This window comes from Shigella sp. SIG6 (assembly GCF_053555815.1).
The window spans coordinates 30,218-51,979 of sequence record NZ_JBQZXC010000009.1 but is presented as its reverse complement, the minus strand read 5'-3'; the positions used below and the strand labels follow the sequence as shown (position 1 = coordinate 51,979).

Here is a 21,762-nt window from a genome sequence, read left to right as displayed (position 1 = left end):
GTGGCATGACGTCCCATCAGAAAAATGAGATTCAGAATTAATACAACACCCAGACTCACCAACATACGGATGCGAAGATCAATAACCATATGCTTTGCCAGCTGTTCCGTAAGTGAGTTGGTAATTGCCACTGCATATATCAACACGACGACAAAAAAGGCGATGAAGTACAGCGTGGTAATCAGATTACCAATCTTCTTGCCATAGTAGTGTGTTACCGCGCCCGTTATCCCTTCACCTGCTGATGTTTTTGATGAGAGGATGAACTGGCATAAGGCTTTATGTGGCCAATATGTTAAAGGCCAGGCGACCAGAGCAGTAATAAACAGGACCACAGCCCCTGCCGAACCTAACTGAATAGGAAGGAATAGCGTGCCTGCACCAACGGCTGTGCCGTAGAGCGCGAAACTCCACAGAGTTTCTTCTTTAGACCAAATATTAGACATTATCTGAACGTATCATCTACAAATTAAACAAAATGGAGGGCAATTTACCATAAACCAAGTTAAGTATGGGAGATTAACGCCCTATCTACCCATCTATTGGTGGGTTAGTGGTTGCAAACCTTACGTGCCAGTTATGACTCTGACTACTGCTCAGGCATATTTCCTTTGTGATAAAAATCACTTTTTTTAAACAATTAAGATAACTGTAATTAACAATCATTTACTATTGCACTGTTAATTGGTGCGAGGTTGTGATGAAAGACGTTGTGATTGTCGGGGCGTTACGGACACCTATCGGCTGCTTTCGTGGTGCGTTAGCGGGTCATTCCGCCGTGGAACTTGGTAGTCTGGTCGTGAAAGCGTTAATAGAACTTACCGGCGTTCCTGCATATGCGGTGGATGAAGTAATTCTTGGTCAGGTGTTGACTGCAGGGGCAGGGCAGAATCCGGCAAGGCAATCGGCTATTAAAGGTGGTCTTCCTAACAGCGTTTCTGCAATCACGATTAATGACGTTTGCGGTTCCGGTCTTAAAGCACTGCATCTGGCTACTCAGGCGATACAGTGTGGCGAGGCTGATATTGTCATCGCCGGTGGCCAGGAAAACATGAGCCGCGCACCACATGTTCTGACTGATAGCCGCACCGGTGCACAGCTTGGCAATAGCCAGTTGGTTGACAGTCTGGTGCATGATGGGTTGTGGGATGCCTTCAATGATTATCATATTGGTGTCACCGCCGAAAATCTGGCTCGCGAATATGGCATCAGCCGTCAGTTGCAGGATGCTTACGCACTTAGCTCGCAACAAAAAGCGCGAGCGGCGATTGACGCCGGACGATTTAAAGATGAGATCGTCCCGGTAATGATCCAAAGTAACGGTCAGACGTTGGTTGTTGATACCGATGAACAGCCACGCACTGACGCCAGTGCAGAAGGTTTAGCCCGTTTAAATCCTTCATTTGATAGTCTCGGTTCTGTAACCGCGGGGAATGCATCATCCATAAACGATGGCGCAGCTGCGGTAATGATGATGAGCGAAGCCAAAGCACGAGCGTTGAATTTACCCGTGCTGGCCCGCATCCGCGCATTTGCCAGCGTTGGTGTAGATCCGGCATTGATGGGAATTGCGCCGGTGTATGCGACCCGCCGTTGCCTGGAGCGTGTAGGCTGGCAGTTGGCTGATGTCGATCTTATCGAGGCTAATGAAGCGTTTGCTGCACAGGCGCTTTCGGTTGGCAAGATGCTTGAGTGGGATGAGCGTCGGGTCAATGTCAATGGTGGCGCGATCGCACTCGGTCACCCGATAGGCGCTTCCGGTTGCCGAATCCTGGTTTCTCTGGTTCATGAAATGGTGAAACGTAATGCCCGCAAAGGGCTGGCAACGCTTTGTATCGGCGGGGGCCAGGGCGTGGCATTGACCATTGAACGTGACGAGTAGCTCTGCATTTCCTCCTTACCGATAAATATCTGCCGTCATTAATCTGTTGAATAATGATGGCTGGCAAGTCGACATACATTTTCTGGGCTCCCTCATTTTTCCATTCTCATGACATATTCGTGATCGACACTGCACTTTTTTTAATCCTTAACTTAAAAATGAAACATTATTTTATTTTTAATTGAAAACCCTAGCCCATGGGCATATCATCCCTTTATAGAGAAAACGAAACAGTGTTTCACTATCGTTTTCTATTTTCACGCTTCACTGATTATCGGAGGTTGATGTGGACGTAAGACAGAGCATCCACGGTGCGCACGCAAAAACGCTGGATACCCAAGGGCTGCGCAATGAATTTTTGGTTGAAAAGGTATTTGTCGCCGATGAGTACACCATGGTTTACAGCCACATTGACCGAATTATTGTTGGCGGCATTATGCCGATAACTAAAACGGTTTCCGTTGGCGGGGAAGTTGGTAAACAACTCGGCGTAAGCTATTTCCTTGAACGTCGCGAGTTAGGTGTTATCAATATTGGCGGTGCCGGTACGATTACTGTCGATGGTCAATGCTATGAAATCGGTCACCGCGACGCCCTGTATGTTGGTAAAGGTGCAAAAGAAGTTGTCTTTGCCAGTATTGATACCGCCACTCCGGCGAAGTTTTATTACAATTGCGCACCCGCGCATACGACGTATCCCACCAAAAAAGTCACACCGGACGAAGTATCTCCAGTCACGTTAGGCGATAACCTCACCAGTAACCGTCGCACGATTAACAAATATTTTGTCCCGGATGTACTGGAAACCTGTCAATTGAGTATGGGGCTGACGGAGCTGGCTCCAGGTAACTTGTGGAACACCATGCCGTGTCACACCCACGAGCGCCGGATGGAAGTTTATTTCTATTTCAATATGGATGATGACGCCTGCGTTTTCCACATGATGGGGCAGCCGCAAGAAACGCGTCACATTGTGATGCATAACGAGCAGGCGGTGATCTCCCCAAGCTGGTCGATCCATTCCGGCGTCGGAACCAAAGCTTATACCTTTATCTGGGGCATGGTCGGTGAAAACTAGGTCTTTAATGATATGGACCATGTGGCCGTTAAAGATTTGCGCTAGTTGTGGGCATAAACGAATAAGGTGTTGTTATGATTTTAAGTGCATTTTCTCTCCAAGGTAAAGTTGCGGTCGTCACTGGTTGTGATACTGGGCTGGGCCAGGGGATGGCGTTGGGGCTGGCGCAAGCGGGCTGTGACATTGTTGGCATTAACATCGTTGAACCGACTGAAACCATCGAGCAGGTCACGGCGCTGGGGCGTCGTTTTTTAAGCCTGACCGCCGATCTGCGAAAGATTGATGGCATTCCTGGACTGCTGGATCGCGCGGTAGCTGAATTTGGTCATATTGATATCCTGGTGAATAACGCCGGATTGATTCGCCGCGAAGACGCTCTCGAGTTCAGCGAAAAAGACTGGGACGATGTCATTAACCTGAATATCAAGAGCGTATTCTTCATGTCTCAGGCAGCGGCGAAACACTTTATCGCGCAAGGCAATGGCGGCAAGATTATCAATATCGCGTCAATGCTCTCCTTCCAGGGCGGGATCCGTGTGCCTTCTTATACCGCATCAAAAAGCGGCGTGATGGGTGTGACGCGATTGATGGCAAACGAATGGGCTAAACACAACATTAATGTTAATGCGATAGCTCCGGGTTACATGGCGACCAACAATACCCAACAACTGCGGGCAGATGAACAACGTAGCGCGGAAATTCTCGATCGCATTCCAGCTGGCCGTTGGGGACTGCCGAGTGACCTGATGGGGCCGGTAGTGTTTCTTGCCTCCAGCGCTTCAGATTATGTAAATGGTTATACCATTGCTGTGGATGGCGGTTGGCTGGCGCGTTAATTCATTCCTCTTACTTTTATGACCCTGCCGCATGGCAGGGTTTTTTATATCTCTAGATCATCATAATCCATATCATGGTTATGAAATAATCCATATCAATTATCAATTAATGAACTTTATGAATTTTATCTGCTTTAAAATTAGGTGGTTAATAATAATCTCAATAATTCAACTTAATTTTAAAATTGGAATATCCATCACATAACGGCATGTCGCAGCAATTTAATCCATATTTATGCTGTTTCCGACCTGACACCTGTGTGAATTGTTCACGTATTTTTTCACAATGTCTTACTCTCTGCTGGCAGGAAAAAATGGTTACTATCAATACGGAATCTGCTTTAACGCCACGTTCTTTGCGTGATACGCGGCGTATGAATATGTTTGTTTCGGTAGCTGCTGCGGTCGCAGGATTGTTATTTGGTCTTGATATCGGCGTAATCGCCGGAGCGTTGCCGTTCATTACCGATCACTTTGTGCTGACCAGTCGTTTGCAGGAATGGGTGGTTAGTAGCATGATGCTCGGCGCAGCAATTGGTGCGCTGTTTAATGGTTGGCTGTCGTTCCGCCTGGGGCGTAAATACAGCCTGATGGCGGGGGCCATCCTGTTTGTACTCGGTTCTATAGGGTCCGCTTTTGCGACCAGCGTAGAGATGTTAATCGCCGCTCGTGTGGTGCTGGGCATTGCTGTCGGGATCGCGTCTTACACCGCTCCTCTGTATCTTTCTGAAATGGCAAGTGAAAACGTTCGCGGTAAGATGATCAGTATGTACCAGTTGATGGTCACACTCGGCATCGTGCTGGCGTTTTTATCCGATACAGCGTTCAGTTATAGCGGTAACTGGCGCGCAATGTTGGGGGTTCTTGCTTTACCAGCAGTTCTGCTGATTATTCTGGTGGTCTTCCTGCCAAATAGCCCGCGCTGGCTGGCGGAAAAGGGGCGTCATATTGAGGCGGAAGAAGTGTTGCGTATGCTGCGCGATACGTCGGAAAAAGCGCGAGAAGAACTCAACGAAATTCGTGAAAGCCTGAAGTTAAAACAGGGCGGTTGGGCACTGTTTAAGATCAACCGTAACGTCCGTCGTGCTGTGTTTCTCGGTATGTTGTTGCAGGCGATGCAGCAGTTTACCGGTATGAACATCATCATGTACTACGCGCCGCGTATCTTCAAAATGGCGGGCTTTACGACCACAGAACAACAGATGATTGCGACTCTGGTCGTGGGACTGACCTTTATGTTCGCGACCTTCATTGCGGTCTTTACGGTAGATAAAGCAGGTCGTAAACCGGCTCTGAAAATTGGTTTCAGCGTGATGGCGTTAGGCACTCTGGTGCTGGGCTATTGCCTGATGCAGTTTGATAACGGTACGGCTTCCAGTGGCTTGTCCTGGCTCTCTGTTGGCATGACGATGATGTGTATTGCCGGTTATGCGATGAGCGCCGCGCCAGTGGTGTGGATCCTGTGCTCTGAAATTCAGCCGCTGAAATGCCGCGATTTCGGTATTACCTGTTCGACGACGACAAACTGGGTGTCGAATATGATTATCGGCGCGACCTTCCTGACACTGCTTGATAGCATTGGCGCTGCCGGTACGTTCTGGCTCTACACTGCGCTGAACATTGCGTTTGTGGGCATTACTTTCTGGCTCATTCCGGAAACCAAAAATGTCACGCTGGAACATATCGAACGCAAACTGATGGCAGGCGAGAAGTTGAGAAATATCGGCGTCTGATTTCACGGGCCGGATGTGCTGTACATCCGGCCCTTTTTTCGTTAATAGAGATTGGGCACCTGGCCGTTGAGGCGTTTGTCTCGTTCCTTATTCAGCCTTGTTGCGGTAACACACATCAGGAGAGAGGAATGAAAACAATTGGTTTGCTGGGAGGAATGAGCTGGGAATCCACCATTCCTTACTATCGTCTGATAAATGAAGGCATTAAACAGCGGCTTGGTGGGCTTCACTCTGCGCAAATGCTGCTACATAGCGTCGATTTTCATGAAATAGAAGAGTGCCAGCGTCGCGGGGAATGGGATAAAACCGGGGACATTCTGGCTGAGGCGGCGCTTGGCTTACAGCGGGCGCAGAAGGTATTGTGTTATGTACCAATACGATGCATAAAGTGGCGGATGCCATTGAGTCACGTTGCACTCTGCCTTTCTTACACATTGCGGATGCCACCGGACGTGCAATTACCGGGGCCGGAATGACTCGTGTGGCGCTGCTGGGTACGCGTTACACCATGGAACAGGATTTTTATCGCGGGCGGCTGACGGAACAATTTTCCATCAATTGTCTTATTCCTGAAGCGGATGAACGGGCGAAAATTAATCAGATTATTTTTGAAGAACTGTGTCTGGGGCAATTTACCGAAGCGTCATGCGCTTATTATGCGCAAGTGATTGCTCGCCTTGCAGAACAGGGCGCACAGGGCGTCATTTTTGGCTGCACAGAAATTGGTTTACTGGTGCCAGAAGAGCGCAGTGTTTTGCCTGTGTTTGATACCGCGGCGATCCATGCCGAGGATGCTGTCGCTTTTATGCTGTCGTAGCTGACGACAAAATAGCGTCAAGAGAAGTGACCAGTTTCGGTAACCCCGCTTGTAAATGCCCACTAAACGCCTGAACCAGCGCTGATGACGGGCGGTGCAGGGGGCGGATCAGGCTGACGGTGAACGGAACCGCAATACTGAACCGCCGCACCACTAAACCGCTTGCCGCATAATCTAGTGCGGTGAGCGGGTTAACCACCGAAACACCTACCCCCGCCCGTACCATTGCGCAGACTGACGCGGCGCTGTGGGTTTCTACGATCATGCGTCGTTTAACCTGATGTTCAGTAAATAGCTGATCCAGCAACTGGCGATAGCTGTCAGTACGGGAAAGGCTGATGTAATTCTCACCCTGAAAATCATCCGGCGTTAATACCTTTTTTACCGCCAGCGGATGACCCGGAGGTAACACACACACTTCATCTAAAGAGAGTAATTCGGTACGTTCTGTTCCCGCAGGCGTATGGAGTGTCTCAGTGAGTCCTAAATCATGACGCTGGGCCGAGAGCCACTCTTCAAGTAGCGGTGATTCCTGGGGCACGATATTTAAGCTGACATCGGGATAACGTGCCAGAAAGGGTTGCAGGAGCTGCGGTAAAAAAGATTGCGAAAAGACCGGCAGGCAGGCAATAGACAGTTCTCCCTGGCGAAACTCGCGCAGACTTTCTGCGGCGCTGACAATGCGATCCAGTCCGTACCAGGATCGTTGCACTTCTTCAAACAGACGCAGTCCTTGCACGGTAGGATGTAATCGTCCACGTACGCGCTCAAACAATTTCAGCCCGATCACCTTCTCAAAGCGCGCCAGTTCGCGGCTGACGGTTGGCTGTGAGGTGTGTAGCAGGTGTGCTGCCTCAGTCAGGCTTCCGGCGGTCATTACCGCATGAAAAATTTCAATATGACGTAAGTTAACGGCGGCCATTAGCGCTCTCTCGCAATCCGGTAATCCATATCATTTTTGCATAGACTCGACATAAATCGATATTTTTTATTCTTTTTATGATGTGGCGTAATCATAAAAAAGCACTCATCTGGAGTTTGTTATGCCACATTCACTGTTCAGCACCGATACCGATCTCACCGCCGAAAATCTGCTGCGTTTGCCCGCTGAATTTGGCTGCCCGGTGTGGGTCTACGATGCGCAAATTATTCGTCGGCAGATTGCAGCGCTGAAACAGTTTGAAGTGGTGCGCTTTGCACAGAAAGCCTGTTCCAATATTCATATTTTGCGCTTAATGCGTGAGCAGGGCGTGAAAGTGGATTCCGTCTCGTTAGGCGAAATAGAGCGTGCGTTGGCGGCGGGTTACAATCCGCAAACGCACCCCGATGATATTGTTTTTACGGCAGATGTTATCGATCAGGCGACGCTTGAACGCGTCAGTGAATTGCAAATTCCGGTGAATGCGGGTTCTGTTGATATGCTCGACCAACTGGGCCAGGTTTCGCCAGGGCATCGGGTATGGCTGCGCGTTAATCCGGGGTTTGGTCACGGACATAGCCAAAAAACCAATACCGGTGGCGAAAACAGCAAGCACGGTATCTGGTACACCGATCTGCCCGCCGCACTGGACGTGATACAACGTCATCATCTGCAGCTAGTCGGCATTCACATGCACATTGGTTCTGGCGTTGATTATGCCCATCTGGAGCAGGTGTGTGGTGCTATGGTGCGTCAGGTCATCGAATTCGGTCAGGATTTACAGGCTATTTCTGCGGGCGGTGGGCTTTCTATTCCTTATCAACAGGGTGAAGAGGCGGTTGATACCGAACATTATTATGGTCTGTGGAATGCCGCGCGTGAGCAAATCGCTCGCCATTTGGGCCACCCTGTGAAACTGGAAATTGAACCGGGTCGCTTCCTGGTAGCGCAGTCTGGCGTATTAATTACTCAGGTGCGGAGCGTCAAACAAATGGGTAGCCGCCACTTTGTGCTGGTTGATGCCGGGTTCAACGATCTGATGCGCCCGGCAATGTACGGTAGTTACCACCATATCAGTGCCCTGGCAGCTGATGGTCGTTCTCTGGAACACGCGCCAACGGTGGAAACCGTCGTCGCCGGGCCGTTATGTGAATCGGGCGATGTCTTTACCCAGCAGGAAGGGGGAAATGTTGAAACCCGCGCCTTGCCGGAAGTGAAGGCAGGTGATTATCTGGTACTGCATGATACAGGGGCATATGGCGCATCAATGTCATCCAACTACAATAGCCGTCCGCTGTTACCAGAAGTTCTGTTTGATAATGGTCAGGCGCGGTTGATTCGCCGTCGCCAGACCATCGAAGAATTACTGGCGCTGGAATTGCTTTAACTGCGGTTAGTCGCTGGTTGCATGATGACTTGCCTCCAGCGACGGAGTTGACACTGAATGACGACGTACCAGCGTCGGACTAAATACATTAGTAATTTCCGGGAGAGGGCGATTATCCGCCAGTGCCAAAGCCAGTTCGGCAGCCTGGGTCGCCATCGTTACGATTGGGTAACGCACGGTGGTCAGGCGCGGACGCACATAGCGTGACACCAGCACATCATCAAAGCCAATTAACGAAATCTCACCCGGTACATCAATACCATTATCATTGAGAACGCCCATCGCGCCCGCCGCCATTGAATCGTTATAACAGGCTACCGCAGTGAAATTTCTTCCTCGTCCCAAAAGCTCGGTCATTGCCTGTTCGCCGCCGCTTTCGTCTGGTTCGCCAAATGTCACCAGCCGATCATTGGCCGGAATACCACTTTCAGCAAGGGCATCGTAATACCCTTGCAGACGATCTTCGGCGTCAGAAATAGAGTGGTTAGAGCACAGATAACCAATGCGGGTATGACCTTGCTGAATTAAATGACGCGTTGCCAGCCAGGCACCGTAACGATCGTCAAGAGCAATACAACGGTTTTCAAAGCCAGGCAGGATACGGTTGATCAGCACCATACCGGGCATTTGTTTCATTAATGAGGCTAAATCGGCATCCGGGATCATTTTGGCATGGACGACCAACGCAGCACAGCGATGGCGGATCAGTTGCTCAATAGCCTGACGCTCTTTTTGTTCGTTGTGGTAACCGTTGCCAATCAATAAGAAATTACCGGTGTGATAAGCCACCTGTTCGACCGCTTTCACCATTGCACCGAAAAACGGATCGGAAACATCACCAACGATCAGACCGACCGTTTCAGTGGTCTGCTGCGCCAGCGCACGGGCGTTGGCGTTCGGGTGATAGCTAAGAGACTCCATTGCACTATGCACAGCCAGCCGGGAAGCTTCGCTGGCTTTGGGTGAATTATTAATGACGCGGGAAACGGTGGCGACTGAAACGCCTGCCAGTCGGGCTACATCCTTTATGGTCGCCATGAAAATACCTTTGTGGGTAAACGCTTACATTGTTTCAGTGTTACGGAAAACGCCCGTTGGTTCAAGGGGGGGCGTGTTTTCATCGTGGGAATGTGAGCCAAACGCAAATAAGTAAGACAAAAAAAGAGATTGCAAACCTTTGGTTACACTTTGCGAAACGCTGTTGCGATTGACCGCTGGTGGCGTTTGGCTTCAGGTTGTTAAAGTGGTGATCCCAGAGGTATTGATTGGTGAGATTATTCGGTACGCTCTTCGTACCCTGTCTCTTGCACCAACCTGCGCGGATGCGCAGGTTTTTTTTCGCACCTAATTTACTGTCGCTCGCGTTCTTTATCTCGTGTAATCTCCCTCCATTCGCTTTTACTGAATCAGAGCAAAGGGAGTTGGAATGCTTTTTAGCTTTTTTCGAAATTTGTGCCGTGTTTTGTATCGCGTTCGCGTTACGGGTGACACCCAGGCACTGAAGGGCGAGCGCGTTCTAATTACGCCTAATCACGTCTCTTTTATTGATGGCATTTTGCTTGGGCTGTTTTTACCTGTGCGTCCAGTGTTTGCCGTTTACACCTCAATAAGCCAACAGTGGTATATGCGTTGGCTGAAATCATTTATCGACTTTGTTCCTCTCGACCCGACGCAACCTATGGCTATTAAACATCTGGTACGTCTGGTGGAACAGGGCCGACCAGTGGTGATTTTCCCTGAAGGACGCATCACCACTACAGGCTCGCTGATGAAAATCTACGATGGCGCGGGTTTTGTCGCGGCGAAGTCTGGTGCAACGGTTATTCCTGTGCGTATTGAAGGGGCGGAACTTACGCACTTCAGCCGCCTGAAAGGTCTGGTTAAACGTCGCTTGTTCCCGCAAATTACTCTGCATATTTTGCCTCCAACGCAGGTGGCGATGCCGGATGCGCCGCGTGCCCGTGACCGTCGCAAAATCGCTGGCGAAATGCTGCATCAAATAATGATGGAAGCGCGTATGGCGGTGCGCCCGCGTGAAACTCTGTACGAATCTTTACTGAGTGCAATGTACCGCTTCGGAGCCGGGAAGAAATGTGTCGAAGACGTCAACTTTACCCCAGACTCCTATCGCAAATTGCTTACGAAAACGCTGTTTGTTGGACGCATCCTTGAAAAATACAGTGTTGAAGGCGAACGCATCGGCTTAATGCTGCCCAATGCAGGCATCAGTGCGGCAGTGATTTTTGGGGCCATCGCGCGTCGCCGCATTCCCGCAATGATGAACTACACTGCCGGGGTAAAAGGGCTGACCAGTGCTATTACGGCGGCTGAAATCAAAACCATCTTCACTTCCCGCCAGTTTCTCGATAAAGGCAAACTCTGGCATCTGCCGGAGCAACTTACTCAGGTGCGCTGGGTCTATCTGGAAGATTTAAAAGCAGATGTCACCACTGCCGACAAAGTATGGATCTTCGCTCATTTGCTGATGCCGCGCCTGGCGCAGGTAAAACAGCAGCCGGAAGAAGAGGCGCTGATCCTCTTTACCTCCGGTTCTGAAGGCCATCCAAAAGGCGTCGTCCATAGCCATAAAAGCATTCTGGCGAACGTCGAGCAGATTAAAACGATTGCCGACTTCACCACCAACGATCGCTTTATGTCGGCATTACCGCTGTTTCACTCCTTTGGGCTGACGGTAGGCCTGTTTACGCCACTGCTTACAGGTGCAGAAGTGTTCCTTTATCCAAGCCCGCTGCATTACCGCATTGTGCCGGACTTGGTGTATGACCGCAGTTGCACCGTGTTGTTCGGTACCTCGACTTTCCTCGGTCACTACGCGCGTTTCGCCAACCCGTATGACTTCTATCGTCTACGCTATGTGGTGGCAGGCGCAGAAAAACTACAAGAAAGTACCAAACAGCTTTGGCAGGATAAATTTGGTCTGCGCATCCTTGAAGGCTACGGTGTGACCGAATGCGCGCCTGTCGTTTCTATCAACGTACCGATGGCGGCGAAACCCGGTACGGTAGGGCGTATTCTACCAGGAATGGATGCACGCCTGTTGTCGGTCCCTGGTATCGAAGAGGGCGGACGCCTGCAACTGAAAGGGCCGAACATAATGAACGGCTATCTGCGGGTGGAGAAGCCAGGTGTACTGGAAGTGCCCACCGCCGAGAATGTTCGCGGCGAAAGGGAGCGCGGCTGGTATGACACTGGCGATATTGTGCGTTTTGACGAGCAGGGCTTTGTGCAGATTCAGGGCCGCGCAAAACGCTTTGCCAAAATTGCAGGCGAAATGGTGTCGCTGGAAATGGTGGAACAACTGGCACTTGGTGTTTCGCCAGATAAAGTCCATGCCACTGCGATTAAGAGCGATGCCAGCAAAGGCGAGGCACTGGTGCTTTTCACCACAGATAACGAACTGACGCGCGATAAGTTGCAACAGTATGCCCGCGAGCACGGCGTGCCGGAGCTTGCTGTACCGCGCGATATTCGCTATCTGAAACAGATGCCATTACTTGGCAGCGGCAAACCTGACTTTGTCACGTTGAAAAGCTGGGTAGACGAAGCGGAACAACACGATGAGTGAGTCAGTGCACACTAACACTTCGTTGTGGTCGAAGGGGATGAAAGCGGTTATCGTGGCGCAGTTTCTCTCTGCGTTTGGCGATAACGCGCTACTGTTTGCCACTCTGGCGTTACTGAAAGCGCAGTTCTATCCGGAGTGGAGCCAGCCCATCCTGCAAATGGTGTTTGTAGGTGCTTACATTCTTTTGGCGCCGTTTGTCGGGCAGGTGGCGGATAGCTTCGCCAAAGGCCGGGTGATGATGTTTGCCAACGGCCTGAAGCTGCTGGGCGCAGCCAGTATCTGCTTTGGTATCAATCCGTTTCTCGGCTATACGCTGGTGGGTGTTGGTGCTGCAGCCTATTCACCGGCGAAATACGGTATTCTCGGCGAATTAACCACGGGTAGTAAGTTAGTAAAAGCTAACGGTTTAATGGAAGCTTCTGCCATAGCGGCGATTTTACTCGGTTCCGTAGCCGGTGGTGTGCTGGCTGACTGGCATGTCCTGGTCGCCCTGGCCGCATGCGCACTGGCCTACGGTGGTGCGGTCGTTGCCAATATCTACATTCCCAAACTGGCGGCGGCGCGTCCGGGGCAGTCCTGGAATCTCATCAACATGACCCGCAGTTTCCTGAATGCCTGCACCTCGCTATGGTGCAATGGTGAAACGCGTTTTTCGCTGGTGGGCACCAGTTTATTCTGGGGAGCGGGTGTCACGCTGCGTTTCCTGTTGGTGCTGTGGGTACCGGTGGCGCTGGGCATTACCGATAACGCTACGCCGACCTATCTCAACGCGATGGTAGCGATTGGTATCGTGGTTGGCGCAGGTGCGGCAGCGAAGCTGGTTACGCTGGAAACCGTGTCACGCTGTATGCCAGCCGGGATTTTGATTGGCGTGGTGGTACTGATTTTCTCCCTGCAACACGAGCTGCTGCCAGCCTATGCCTTGTTGATGCTGATTGGCGTGCTGGGGGGCTTTTTTGTCGTTCCGCTCAATGCGTTGCTACAGGAGCGGGGTAAAAAAAGCGTCGGGGCGGGGAATGCGATTGCAGTACAAAACCTTGGCGAAAACAGCGCCATGTTGTTGATGCTGGGCATTTACTCGCTGGCGGTAATGGTAGGCATCCCGGTCGTGCCCATTGGCATTGGCTTCGGTGCGCTATTTGCGCTGGCAATAACGGCGCTGTGGATCTGGCAGCGCCGTCATTAATATTTAACGCCGGTTTTAACCGGCGTTAATCTTTATGGTGCAGGATAAGTATAAACCTGATGTACCGCTTCAATTTCAGCTAATACGTCTTCGCTTAACTCCAGATGCAAACTTTCGATGTTAGTTTTCAGCTGATCCATCGTGGTTGCGCCCAGCAGAGTGCTGGCAACAAACGGTTGACGGCGTACAAACGCGAGCGCCATCTGAGCAGGATCAAGGCCATGACGTCTGGCGATATCAACATACGCCGCGACGGCTTTTTGCGTTTGCTCACCGCTATAGCGGGTGAACCGACTAAAGAGCGTATTACGTGCGCCAGCGGGTTTTGCACCATTGAGATATTTCCCGGTCAGCGTGCCGAAACCCAGGCACGAATAGGCCAGCAGTTCGACCCCTTCATACTGGCTGACTTCTGCCAGACCTACTTCAAAACTGCGGTTTAACAGACTGTAAGGGTTCTGAATGGTGACAATACGCGGCAGATCGTGTTTGTCCGCCAGATGCAGGTAGCGCATTACGCCAAATGCAGTTTCGTTCGACACGCCGATATAACGAATTTTTCCCGCGCGTTGGTACTCTGCCAGTGCGTCCAGCGTATCCAGCAGCGAAACCGCAGGCGCAGAATCCGTCCAGCTATAACCGAGTTTGCCGAAGCAGTTGGTCGGGCGCTGCGGCCAGTGCACCTGATAAAGATCGAGGTAATCAGTCTGTAGGCGCTTGAGGCTGTCATGCAGCGCTTCGCGGATATTCTTCTGATCCAGCGCCTGATCCGGGCGGATGCCCTTGTCATTATTGCGCGACGGTCCGCTCACTTTGGAGGCGATAATTAACTTTTCGCGGCTGCCATGTTTCGCCAGCCAGTTGCCGACGTAGGTTTCGGTTAACCCTTGCGTTTCGGGGCGCGGAGGTACTGGGTACATTTCGGCAACGTCGATAAGGTTAATGCCCTGAGCGACGGCATAGTCGAGTTGTGCGTGGGCGTCGGCTTCGCTGTTCTGTTCACCAAACGTCATCGTGCCAAGCCCCAGCGTGCTGACTTCCAGCGAACTGTGGGGTATACGGTGATATTGCATAGCCGTTTCCTTTTTATAATCACGACATAAGGAATATAAAAATGGCAGAGGGAAGGGAAAAGGGAAAGAGAAAAATCTTAAGGCCAGCCGGATGCTGACCTTATTTGTTAACGTTCAATAATTTGCGAAACATCATCACGGTTAATTTGCATCGCGTTACCTTGCTGATCGTGATAACTCACCAGCCCGGTATCATCATCAATTTCAGGTTTTCCATCGGTCAAAATCATACGGCCATCTTTGGTCGCCATGACGTAATCACTGGAACACCCGGAAACAGCAAACGCCAGTCCGACTGCAGAAATTATTACTGCCCATTTTTTCATCCGGTTATCCTCATTTGGCCTACCTATGATAATAGTCTGTTTATAAACCGACGTTATATATCTTGAAAGCAGGAAAATCTTAAACTGTGAGGGTAAAAGGAGTGAGTACGCCCTCCCGCAGGAGAGCGTACGGAGTATCAGAGCGGATTCTTTTTGTTGCGAATCAAGTTGAGGCTTTCAACCGCAATAGAGAAGAACATCGCGAAGTAGATGTAACCTTTCGGTACGTGGATGTCGAAACTTTCCAGAATCAGGGTAAAGCCCACCAGAATCAGGAAAGAGAGCGCCAGCATTTTTACCGAAGGATGGCGTTCGACAAAATCACCAATCGAGCGCGCGGCGAACATCATCACGCCTACGGCAATCACCACGGCTGCCATCATAATAAACAGGTGATCTGACAGACCCACAGCGGTAATCACCGAGTCGAGGCTGAAGATAATATCCAGCAGCATAATCTGCACGATAGCGCCGAGGAATGATGAAACGCGTGTTTTCAGCCCTTCTTCTTCACCTTCAATGGATTCGTGGATTTCCTTGCTGGCTTTCCAGATAAGGAACAAGCCACCCAGAAGCAGAATCAAATCACGGGCAGAAATTTCCTGACTGAATATTGTAAAAAGCGGATTTGTCAGGCGCGTAACCCAAGAGATTGATGCCAGCAGCGCCAGACGCATAACCATGGCTCCCGCCAACCCCAGACGGCGCGCATGAGCACGTTGTGCTGTGGGAAGCTTTGCCACCACCAGAGAAAGGAAAATAATATTGTCGATCCCAAGAACGATCTCCAGCAGCGTCAGCGTACCGAGCGCAAGCCAGGCGTTAGGATCGGTTATCCATGCAAATAACATCTAAAAAGCCCTGCCAAAAAAATGAAGCGGTAATTATATGCCCGGAAAGCGGCAGGTCAAAGCGATGGCTACTGGATCAGAAAATGACGGGCCAGTAGTGCACTGGTGAAATTCTTCTTCAAATAAAAGCCGCGTGGCAGCGTCAGAATCCGTTCGCCCCGGGCACCAATGGCTTCGGTAAGTGCTTTCGCATTCGCTGCTTTCGGTCTTATCTGTAAATATTCCCCGTGACGAGCGGTGATCCGCTCAACCTGACCGAGAACAATCATATCCATTAATTCTTCCCAGTCTTCGCGTAGCTGTCGGTCTTCCTCTTCATTCGGGCTCCACAGCAACGGTGATCCTACGCGACGCTGCGCCAGCGGGATGCTGCGCTCGCCTTCAACCGGTATCCACAGTACGCGTTTGAGCTTGTGGCGCACATGGCTGGTTTCCCAGGTCACCCCGCTATTACCCGTTAACGGGGCAACACAAACGAATGTTGTTTCCAGCGGACGACCAAGACTATCCACAGGGATAGTTTTAAGTTCCACGCCCAGAGCAGCAAAATCTTGCTCAGGTTTACTCCCTGCGCTGGCACCTAGCCAGATCTCCAGTAACACGCCAATCCAGCCCTTATCGCGTTTTAAATTCTCTGGCGTAACCAGCCCGGCAAGTGCCGCCAGTTCTCCCAATGTATAACCAGAAAGTTGCTGTGCTTGCGCTAACAACTGTTCTTCAGTTTCGGGAGGAGAGAGCAGTGGGCGAGGTTGGGACATGTCATGATACCTTGGTTAAAAAACAAACAGCAATTATGTGCCGAATATTCGCAGTGTAACTTTTTCCACATGTGTTGTTCAATTCTCTGATTTATATTGCTTTTTAGGCTGCCGGTAATCGAGTTGCGCAACACTGCAATAGGTTTTCCAAATCTGGTCACTGAAAATAAACAGGATCTTACACCATGTTATCCACAGAAAGCTGGGATAACTGTGAAAAACCTCCACTACTGTTTTCATTTACAGCCTTGACGTGCGACGAAACTCCAGTTTTTAGTGGTTCAGTGCTTAACTTAGTGGCACATTCTGTGGATAAATACGGCATTGGTTGATCTTTCGCCAACCCGTAAATGAGAGGTGTGACCTGGGTCACGAATTACTCTTTTTCATTACTCAAATTACATGTAATGCATTGACTAATAATGAATATTTTAAAATGTCTATATCGGGCTTATTCAGAATGCTCCGGGTTTTCCCGTAGTAATTCCGTAGTTCTTCACAACTCTATCCACAGAAAAGGTGAATAAAAACGGCTATCCACCCCTTCCTCTGTTTATAACTCTGCACATAACTGTGAGTTATTCAATTGTTATTAGTGTGTAATGCCCTGCAGAGAGTGGTTTACCGTCTTCCTGGAGTATGAAACAATCATTCGTATATAAAGCTTTATTTTGAGGTAGTCCGGTGATTGATGACGATGGCTACCGCCCAAACGTAGGTATCGTGATTTGTAATCGCCAGGGGCAGGTAATGTGGGCCCGGCGATTTGGTCAGCACTCCTGGCAATTTCCGCAAGGCGGAATCAACCCCGGAGAATCCGCAGAGCAGGCGATGTACCGTGAATTGTTTGAAGAAGTAGGATTAAGCCGCAAAGACGTTCGAATCCTTGCTTCAACGCGTAACTGGTTGCGCTACAAATTACCGAAACGTTTGGTGCGTTGGGACACGAAGCCGGTTTGTATCGGCCAAAAACAAAAATGGTTTCTCTTGCAGCTGGTAAGCGGCGATGCAGAAATCAATATGCAAACCAGCAGTACACCAGAGTTTGACGGCTGGCGATGGGTAAGTTACTGGTATCCGGTCAGACAGGTGGTGTCATTTAAACGTGATGTCTACCGTAGGGTAATGAAAGAGTTCGCGAGTGTGGTGATGTCACTGCAGGAAAATACGCCAAAACCACAAAACGCATCTGCTTATCGACGTAAAAGAGGTTAAGTCACGCCAATTATGCTCACTCGCCTGCGCGAAATAGTCGAAAAGGTAGCCAGCGCACCACGCCTGAATGAGGCGTTAAATATTCTGGTTACCGACATCTGTCTTGCGATGGATACCGAGGTCTGTTCGGTCTACTTGGCCGATCATGATCGACGTTGTTACTACCTGATGGCGACCCGGGGGCTGAAAAAACCACGCGGTCGCACTGTAACGCTCGCGTTTGATGAAGGGATCGTCGGCCTGGTTGGCAGGCTGGCGGAACCGATAAACCTTGCAGATGCGCAAAAGCACCCCAGCTTCAAATACATCCCCTCCGTAAAAGAAGAACGTTTCCGCGCGTTTTTAGGCGTACCAATTATTCAACGTCGCCAGTTGCTTGGTGTACTGGTGGTACAGCAACGAGAGTTGCGCCAGTATGACGAAAGTGAAGAATCCTTCCTGGTGACGCTTGCCACCCAGATGGCAGCTATTCTTTCTCAGTCGCAGTTGACTGCCCTGTTTGGGCAATATCGCCAGACGCGAATCCGCGCATTACCGGCAGCACCTGGTGTGGCGATTGCCGAAGGCTGGCAGGATGCCACGTTACCTTTAATGGAACAGGTGTATCAGGCATCAACGCTGGATCCGGCTCTGGAACGCGAACGACTGACCGGGGCGCTGGAAGAAGCGGCAAACGAGTTTCGCCGCTACAGCAAACGCTTTGCCGCCGGAGCACAAAAAGAAACGGCGGCTATTTTCGATCTTTACTCGCACCTGCTTTCGGACACCCGGCTGCGTCGCGAATTGTTTGCCGAGGTTGATAAAGGCTCGGTGGCAGAGTGGGCGGTAAAAACGGTCATTGAAAAATTTGTCGAACAGTTTGCCGCGCTAAGCGATAACTATCTCAAAGAGCGGGCTGGCGATTTACGTGCGCTGGGTCAGCGATTGCTGTTTCATCTTGATGACGCTAATCAAGGGCCGAACGCCTGGCCGGAACGTTTCATTCTGGTGGCAGATGAACTGTCAGCGACAACTCTTGCTGAGCTGCCCCAGGATCGCTTAGTCGGTGTTGTCGTGCGAGATGGCGCAGCCAACTCCCATGCTGCGATCATGGTACGTGCGCTGGGGATCCCTACCGTGATGGGCGGGGATATTCAGCCTTCGGTGCTGCATCGTAGGACGCTGATCGTTGATGGCTATCGCGGTGAATTGCTGGTCGATCCGGAGCCGGTACTGCTGCAAGAATATCAGCGGCTAATTAGTGAAGAGATTGAGCTTAGCCGTCTGGCGGAAGATGACGTCAATTTACCCGCGCAGTTAAAAAGCGGTGAGCGTATAAAAGTCATGCTCAATGCTGGTTTAAGCCCGGAACATGAAGAAAAACTGGGCAGCCGTATTGATGGCATCGGTCTTTATCGCACTGAAATCCCATTCATGCTGCAAAGTGGTTTCCCGTCGGAAGAAGAACAGGTGGCGCAGTATCAGGGGATGCTGCAAATGTTCAATGATAAACCCGTCACCTTGCGTACGCTGGATGTCGGAGCAGATAAGCAGCTGCCTTACATGCCGATCAGCGAAGAGAATCCATGCCTGGGTTGGCGTGGGATTCGCATTACGCTCGATCAGCCGGAGATCTTCTTGATCCAGGTGCGGGCGATGCTGCGTGCTAATGCCGCTACGGGCAACCTGAATATTCTGTTGCCGATGGTCACCAGCCTCGATGAAGTTGACGAAGCACGCCGCCTGATTGAACGTGCCGGACGTGAAGTCGAGGAGATGATCGGTTACGAAATTCCCAAACCACGTATCGGCATCATGCTGGAAGTGCCGTCAATGGTATTTATGCTGCCGCATCTGGCAAAGCGGGTCGATTTCATCTCTGTTGGCACCAATGATCTGACTCAATACATTCTGGCCGTTGATCGCAACAATACCCGGGTGGCGAACATTTACGACAGTCTTCATCCTGCAATGTTACGAGCTCTGGCGATGATCGCCTGGGAAGCGGAAATACATGGTATCGATCTCCGTTTGTGCGGTGAAATGGCGGGCGATCCCATGTGCGTGGCAATCCTCATTGGGCTTGGGTATCGCCATCTGTCTATGAACGGACGTTCTGTAGCGCGGGTAAAATACCTGCTGCGGCGCATTGATTTTGCCGAAGCTGAAAATCTTGCGCAGCGTAGTCTGGAAGCGCAACTGGCGACCGAAGTTCGTCATCAGGTTGCAGCCTTTATGGAGCGTCGCGGCATGGGCGGGCTGATTCGCGGAGGGTTATAGCGCGGATCATATACATATCTTTTAACGGTATCCGGCAACCAGCCAGGTCCCCTTGTGCTATTATTCGCACCTTTGGAGCGCCTGAAACCTGCGGCGCGCATTTCAATCGCTGTTCTCTTTCAGCGAAATAACAAGAACTTGTGGTGACAGATGACCAGTAGCTATCTGCATTTTCCGGAGTTTGATCCGGTCATTTTCTCAATAGGACCCGTGGCGCTTCACTGGTACGGCCTGATGTATCTGGTGGGGTTCATTTTTGCAATGTGGCTGGCAACACGTCGGGCGAATCGTCCGGGCAGTGGCTGGACCAAAAATGAAGTTGAAAACTTACTCTATGCGGGCTTCCTCGGCGTCTTCCTCGGGGGACGTATTGGTTATGTTCTGTTCTACAATTTCCCGCAGTTTATGGCCGAACCGCTGTATCTGTTCCGTGTCTGGGACGGCGGCATGTCTTTCCACGGCGGCCTGATTGGCGTTATCGTGGTGATGATTATCTTCGCCCGCCGTACTAAACGTTCCTTCTTCCAAGTCTCTGATTTTATCGCACCACTCATTCCGTTTGGTCTTGGTGCCGGGCGTCTGGGCAACTTTATTAACGGTGAATTGTGGGGCCGCGTTGACCCGAACTTCCCGTTTGCCATGCTGTTCCCAGGCTCCCGTACAGAAGATATTTTGCTGCTGCAAACCAACCCGCAGTGGCAATCCATTTTCGACACTTACGGTGTGCTGCCGCGCCACCCATCACAGCTTTACGAACTGCTGCTGGAAGGTGTGGTGCTGTTTATTATCCTCAACCTGTATATTCGTAAACCGCGCCCAATGGGAGCTGTCTCAGGCTTGTTCCTGATTGGCTACGGCGCGTTTCGCATCATTGTTGAGTTTTTCCGCCAGCCCGACGCGCAGTTTACCGGTGCCTGGGTGCAGTACATCAGCATGGGGCAAATTCTTTCCATCCCGATGATTGTCGCGGGTGTGATCATGATGGTCTGGGCATATCGTCGCAGCCCACAGCAACACGTTTCCTGAGGAACCATGAAACAGTATTTAGAACTGATGCAAAAAGTGCTCGACGAAGGCACACAGAAAAACGACCGTACCGGAACCGGAACGCTTTCCATTTTTGGTCATCAGATGCGTTTTAACCTGCAGGATGGATTCCCGCTGGTGACAACCAAACGTTGCCACCTGCGTTCCATCATCCACGAACTGCTGTGGTTCCTGCAGGGCGATACTAACATTGCTTATCTACACGAAAACAATGTCACCATCTGGGACGAATGGGCCGATGAAAATGGCGACCTCGGGCCAGTGTATGGTAAACAGTGGCGCGCCTGGCCAACGCCAGATGGTCGTCATATTGACCAGATTACTACGGTACTGAACCAGCTGAAAAACGACCCGGATTCGCGCCGCATTATTGTTTCAGCGTGGAACGTAGGCGAACTGGATAAAATGGCGCTGGCACCGTGCCATGCATTCTTCCAGTTCTATGTGGCAGACGGCAAACTCTCTTGCCAGCTTTATCAGCGCTCCTGTGACGTCTTCCTCGGCCTGCCGTTCAACATTGCCAGCTACACGTTACTGGTGCATATGATGGCGCAGCAGTGCGATCTGGAAGTGGGTGATTTTGTCTGGACCGGTGGCGATACGCACCTGTACAGCAACCATATGGATCAAACTCATCTGCAATTAAGCCGCGAACCGCGTCCGCTGCCGAAGTTGATTATCAAACGTAAACCCGAATCCATCTTCGACTACCGTTTCGAAGACTTTGAGATTGAAGGCTACGATCCACATCCGGGCATTAAAGCGCCGGTGGCTATCTAATTACGAAACATCCTGCCAGAGCCGACGCC

The 21,762-nt window shown here is 50.8% G+C and carries 18 protein-coding genes and 2 pseudogenes; 13 read left to right on the top strand and 7 right to left on the bottom strand.

Annotation, left to right across the window (positions count from 1 at the left end; translation table 11 throughout):
- A pseudogene (locus ACUU1M_RS03145) lies at nucleotides 1-446 on the bottom strand (aromatic amino acid transport family protein); the annotation flags it as partial.
- Between the two features lie 254 nt (nucleotides 447-700).
- Between ACUU1M_RS03145 and ACUU1M_RS03140 the strand changes: the two are divergent.
- The 5 genes and pseudogenes from ACUU1M_RS03140 (at nucleotide 701) to ygeA (ending at nucleotide 6,346) form a co-directional block, all read left to right on the top strand.
- Nucleotides 701-1,882, top strand: coding sequence for an acetyl-CoA C-acetyltransferase (locus ACUU1M_RS03140; RefSeq protein ID WP_000656002.1), 1,182 nt, complete (start codon nucleotides 701-703; stop codon nucleotides 1,880-1,882).
- A 286-nt stretch (nucleotides 1,883-2,168) separates the two neighbouring features.
- Nucleotides 2,169-2,960 carry a 5-dehydro-4-deoxy-D-glucuronate isomerase gene (gene kduI, locus ACUU1M_RS03135; protein WP_000383212.1) on the top strand — a complete coding sequence of 264 codons (792 nt, stop codon included), beginning with the start codon at nucleotides 2,169-2,171 and terminating at the stop codon, nucleotides 2,958-2,960.
- Nucleotides 2,961-3,034: 74 nt separating this feature from the next.
- Nucleotides 3,035-3,796 (top strand): 2-dehydro-3-deoxy-D-gluconate 5-dehydrogenase KduD, encoded by a 762-nt coding sequence (gene kduD, locus ACUU1M_RS03130; RefSeq protein ID WP_000603533.1) that lies wholly within the window; start codon nucleotides 3,035-3,037, stop codon nucleotides 3,794-3,796.
- Nucleotides 3,797-4,110: 314 nt separating this feature from the next.
- A complete protein-coding gene (araE, locus tag ACUU1M_RS03125; RefSeq protein WP_000256438.1) occupies nucleotides 4,111-5,529 on the top strand; it encodes an arabinose-proton symporter AraE in 1,419 nt (472 codons plus the stop codon).
- Between the two features lie 128 nt (nucleotides 5,530-5,657).
- A pseudogene (gene ygeA, locus ACUU1M_RS03120) lies at nucleotides 5,658-6,346 on the top strand (amino acid racemase).
- Here the strand turns inward: ygeA and lysR are convergent.
- On the bottom strand, nucleotides 6,333-7,268 hold the full coding sequence (gene lysR / locus ACUU1M_RS03115; RefSeq protein ID WP_000741828.1) for a DNA-binding transcriptional regulator LysR: 936 nt from the start codon (nucleotides 7,266-7,268) through the stop codon (nucleotides 6,333-6,335). The pseudogene ygeA and the gene lysR overlap by 14 nt on opposite strands.
- A 121-nt stretch (nucleotides 7,269-7,389) precedes the next feature.
- Between lysR and lysA the strand changes: the two genes are divergently transcribed.
- Nucleotides 7,390-8,652: a diaminopimelate decarboxylase gene (lysA, locus tag ACUU1M_RS03110; protein WP_001120739.1), complete on the top strand. Its 1,263-nt coding sequence runs from the start codon at nucleotides 7,390-7,392 to the stop codon at nucleotides 8,650-8,652.
- 6 nt (nucleotides 8,653-8,658) lie between these two features.
- Here the strand turns inward: lysA and galR are convergent, their stop codons facing one another.
- Entirely contained in the window at nucleotides 8,659-9,690 is a 1,032-nt protein-coding gene (galR, locus tag ACUU1M_RS03105; RefSeq protein WP_000201051.1) for an HTH-type transcriptional regulator GalR, read from the bottom strand.
- Between the two features lie 388 nt (nucleotides 9,691-10,078).
- On the opposite strand from galR, the gene aas reads away from it, so the two are divergent.
- Both aas and lplT read left to right on the top strand, forming a co-directional pair.
- Nucleotides 10,079-12,238: a bifunctional acyl-ACP--phospholipid O-acyltransferase/long-chain-fatty-acid--ACP ligase gene (gene aas, locus ACUU1M_RS03100; protein ID WP_000899048.1), complete on the top strand. Its 2,160-nt coding sequence runs from the start codon at nucleotides 10,079-10,081 to the stop codon at nucleotides 12,236-12,238.
- A complete protein-coding gene (gene lplT / locus ACUU1M_RS03095) occupies nucleotides 12,231-13,424 on the top strand; it encodes a lysophospholipid transporter LplT (protein WP_000004636.1) in 1,194 nt (397 codons plus the stop codon). Before aas ends, lplT begins: the two co-directional genes overlap by 8 nt.
- 32 nt (nucleotides 13,425-13,456) lie before the next feature.
- On the opposite strand, the gene ACUU1M_RS03090 is transcribed toward lplT, so the two are convergent.
- The 4 genes from ACUU1M_RS03090 to mutH all read right to left on the bottom strand — a co-directional run bounded on the left by ACUU1M_RS03090 (nucleotide 13,457) and on the right by mutH (nucleotide 16,432).
- Nucleotides 13,457-14,497 carry an NADP(H)-dependent aldo-keto reductase gene (locus ACUU1M_RS03090; RefSeq protein WP_152028874.1) on the bottom strand — a complete coding sequence of 347 codons (1,041 nt, stop codon included), beginning with the start codon at nucleotides 14,495-14,497 and terminating at the stop codon, nucleotides 13,457-13,459.
- A 107-nt stretch (nucleotides 14,498-14,604) separates the two neighbouring features.
- Nucleotides 14,605-14,823, bottom strand: coding sequence for a lipoprotein YgdR (gene ygdR, locus ACUU1M_RS03085; protein WP_000758655.1), 219 nt, complete (start codon nucleotides 14,821-14,823; stop codon nucleotides 14,605-14,607).
- A 137-nt stretch (nucleotides 14,824-14,960) separates the two neighbouring features.
- On the bottom strand, nucleotides 14,961-15,674 hold the full coding sequence (locus ACUU1M_RS03080) for a TerC family protein (RefSeq protein WP_000895627.1): 714 nt from the start codon (nucleotides 15,672-15,674) through the stop codon (nucleotides 14,961-14,963).
- Between the two features lie 68 nt (nucleotides 15,675-15,742).
- Nucleotides 15,743-16,432: a DNA mismatch repair endonuclease MutH gene (gene mutH / locus ACUU1M_RS03075; RefSeq protein WP_000082188.1), complete on the bottom strand. Its 690-nt coding sequence runs from the start codon at nucleotides 16,430-16,432 to the stop codon at nucleotides 15,743-15,745.
- A 185-nt stretch (nucleotides 16,433-16,617) separates the two neighbouring features.
- Between mutH and ygdT the strand changes: the two genes are divergently transcribed.
- The 5 genes from ygdT (at nucleotide 16,618) to thyA (ending at nucleotide 21,733) form a co-directional block, all read left to right on the top strand.
- On the top strand, nucleotides 16,618-16,764 hold the full coding sequence (gene ygdT / locus ACUU1M_RS03070; RefSeq protein ID WP_269473089.1) for a protein YgdT: 147 nt from the start codon (nucleotides 16,618-16,620) through the stop codon (nucleotides 16,762-16,764).
- Between the two features lie 352 nt (nucleotides 16,765-17,116).
- Entirely contained in the window at nucleotides 17,117-17,647 is a 531-nt protein-coding gene (rppH, locus tag ACUU1M_RS03065; RefSeq protein WP_000564489.1) for an RNA pyrophosphohydrolase, read from the top strand.
- A 12-nt stretch (nucleotides 17,648-17,659) separates the two neighbouring features.
- Complete coding sequence (gene ptsP, locus ACUU1M_RS03060; protein WP_152028873.1) at nucleotides 17,660-19,906, top strand: phosphoenolpyruvate--protein phosphotransferase; 2,247 nt, start codon at nucleotides 17,660-17,662, stop codon at nucleotides 19,904-19,906.
- Between the two features lie 150 nt (nucleotides 19,907-20,056).
- Nucleotides 20,057-20,932 carry a prolipoprotein diacylglyceryl transferase gene (lgt, locus tag ACUU1M_RS03055; RefSeq protein ID WP_000204663.1) on the top strand — a complete coding sequence of 292 codons (876 nt, stop codon included), beginning with the start codon at nucleotides 20,057-20,059 and terminating at the stop codon, nucleotides 20,930-20,932.
- A 6-nt stretch (nucleotides 20,933-20,938) separates the two neighbouring features.
- Nucleotides 20,939-21,733, top strand: a complete 795-nt coding sequence (gene thyA, locus ACUU1M_RS03050; protein ID WP_000816236.1) for a thymidylate synthase — start codon at nucleotides 20,939-20,941, stop codon at nucleotides 21,731-21,733.
- The last annotated feature ends 29 nt before the right edge of the window (nucleotides 21,734-21,762 follow it).

What these genes read in the sequence shown, in the direction of transcription:
- mutH (WP_000082188.1), bottom strand. Translation starts at nt 16,432, where the DNA reads ATGTCCCAACCTCGCCCACTGCTCTCTCCTCCCGAAACTGAAGAACAG.
- aas (WP_000899048.1), top strand. Translation starts at nt 10,079, where the DNA reads ATGCTTTTTAGCTTTTTTCGAAATTTGTGCCGTGTTTTGTATCGCGTT.
- thyA (WP_000816236.1), top strand. Translation starts at nt 20,939, where the DNA reads ATGAAACAGTATTTAGAACTGATGCAAAAAGTGCTCGACGAAGGCACA.
- ACUU1M_RS03080 (WP_000895627.1), bottom strand. Translation starts at nt 15,674, where the DNA reads ATGTTATTTGCATGGATAACCGATCCTAACGCCTGGCTTGCGCTCGGT.
- araE (WP_000256438.1), top strand. Translation starts at nt 4,111, where the DNA reads ATGGTTACTATCAATACGGAATCTGCTTTAACGCCACGTTCTTTGCGT.
- ygdR (WP_000758655.1), bottom strand. Translation starts at nt 14,823, where the DNA reads ATGAAAAAATGGGCAGTAATAATTTCTGCAGTCGGACTGGCGTTTGCT.
- lplT (WP_000004636.1), top strand. Translation starts at nt 12,231, where the DNA reads ATGAGTGAGTCAGTGCACACTAACACTTCGTTGTGGTCGAAGGGGATG.
- ACUU1M_RS03140 (WP_000656002.1), top strand. Translation starts at nt 701, where the DNA reads ATGAAAGACGTTGTGATTGTCGGGGCGTTACGGACACCTATCGGCTGC.
- kduD (WP_000603533.1), top strand. Translation starts at nt 3,035, where the DNA reads ATGATTTTAAGTGCATTTTCTCTCCAAGGTAAAGTTGCGGTCGTCACT.
- ptsP (WP_152028873.1), top strand. Translation starts at nt 17,660, where the DNA reads ATGCTCACTCGCCTGCGCGAAATAGTCGAAAAGGTAGCCAGCGCACCA.
- galR (WP_000201051.1), bottom strand. Translation starts at nt 9,690, where the DNA reads ATGGCGACCATAAAGGATGTAGCCCGACTGGCAGGCGTTTCAGTCGCC.
- ygdT (WP_269473089.1), top strand. Translation starts at nt 16,618, where the DNA reads ATGTTATCCACAGAAAGCTGGGATAACTGTGAAAAACCTCCACTACTG.
- lgt (WP_000204663.1), top strand. Translation starts at nt 20,057, where the DNA reads ATGACCAGTAGCTATCTGCATTTTCCGGAGTTTGATCCGGTCATTTTC.
- lysR (WP_000741828.1), bottom strand. Translation starts at nt 7,268, where the DNA reads ATGGCCGCCGTTAACTTACGTCATATTGAAATTTTTCATGCGGTAATG.
- ACUU1M_RS03090 (WP_152028874.1), bottom strand. Translation starts at nt 14,497, where the DNA reads ATGCAATATCACCGTATACCCCACAGTTCGCTGGAAGTCAGCACGCTG.
- lysA (WP_001120739.1), top strand. Translation starts at nt 7,390, where the DNA reads ATGCCACATTCACTGTTCAGCACCGATACCGATCTCACCGCCGAAAAT.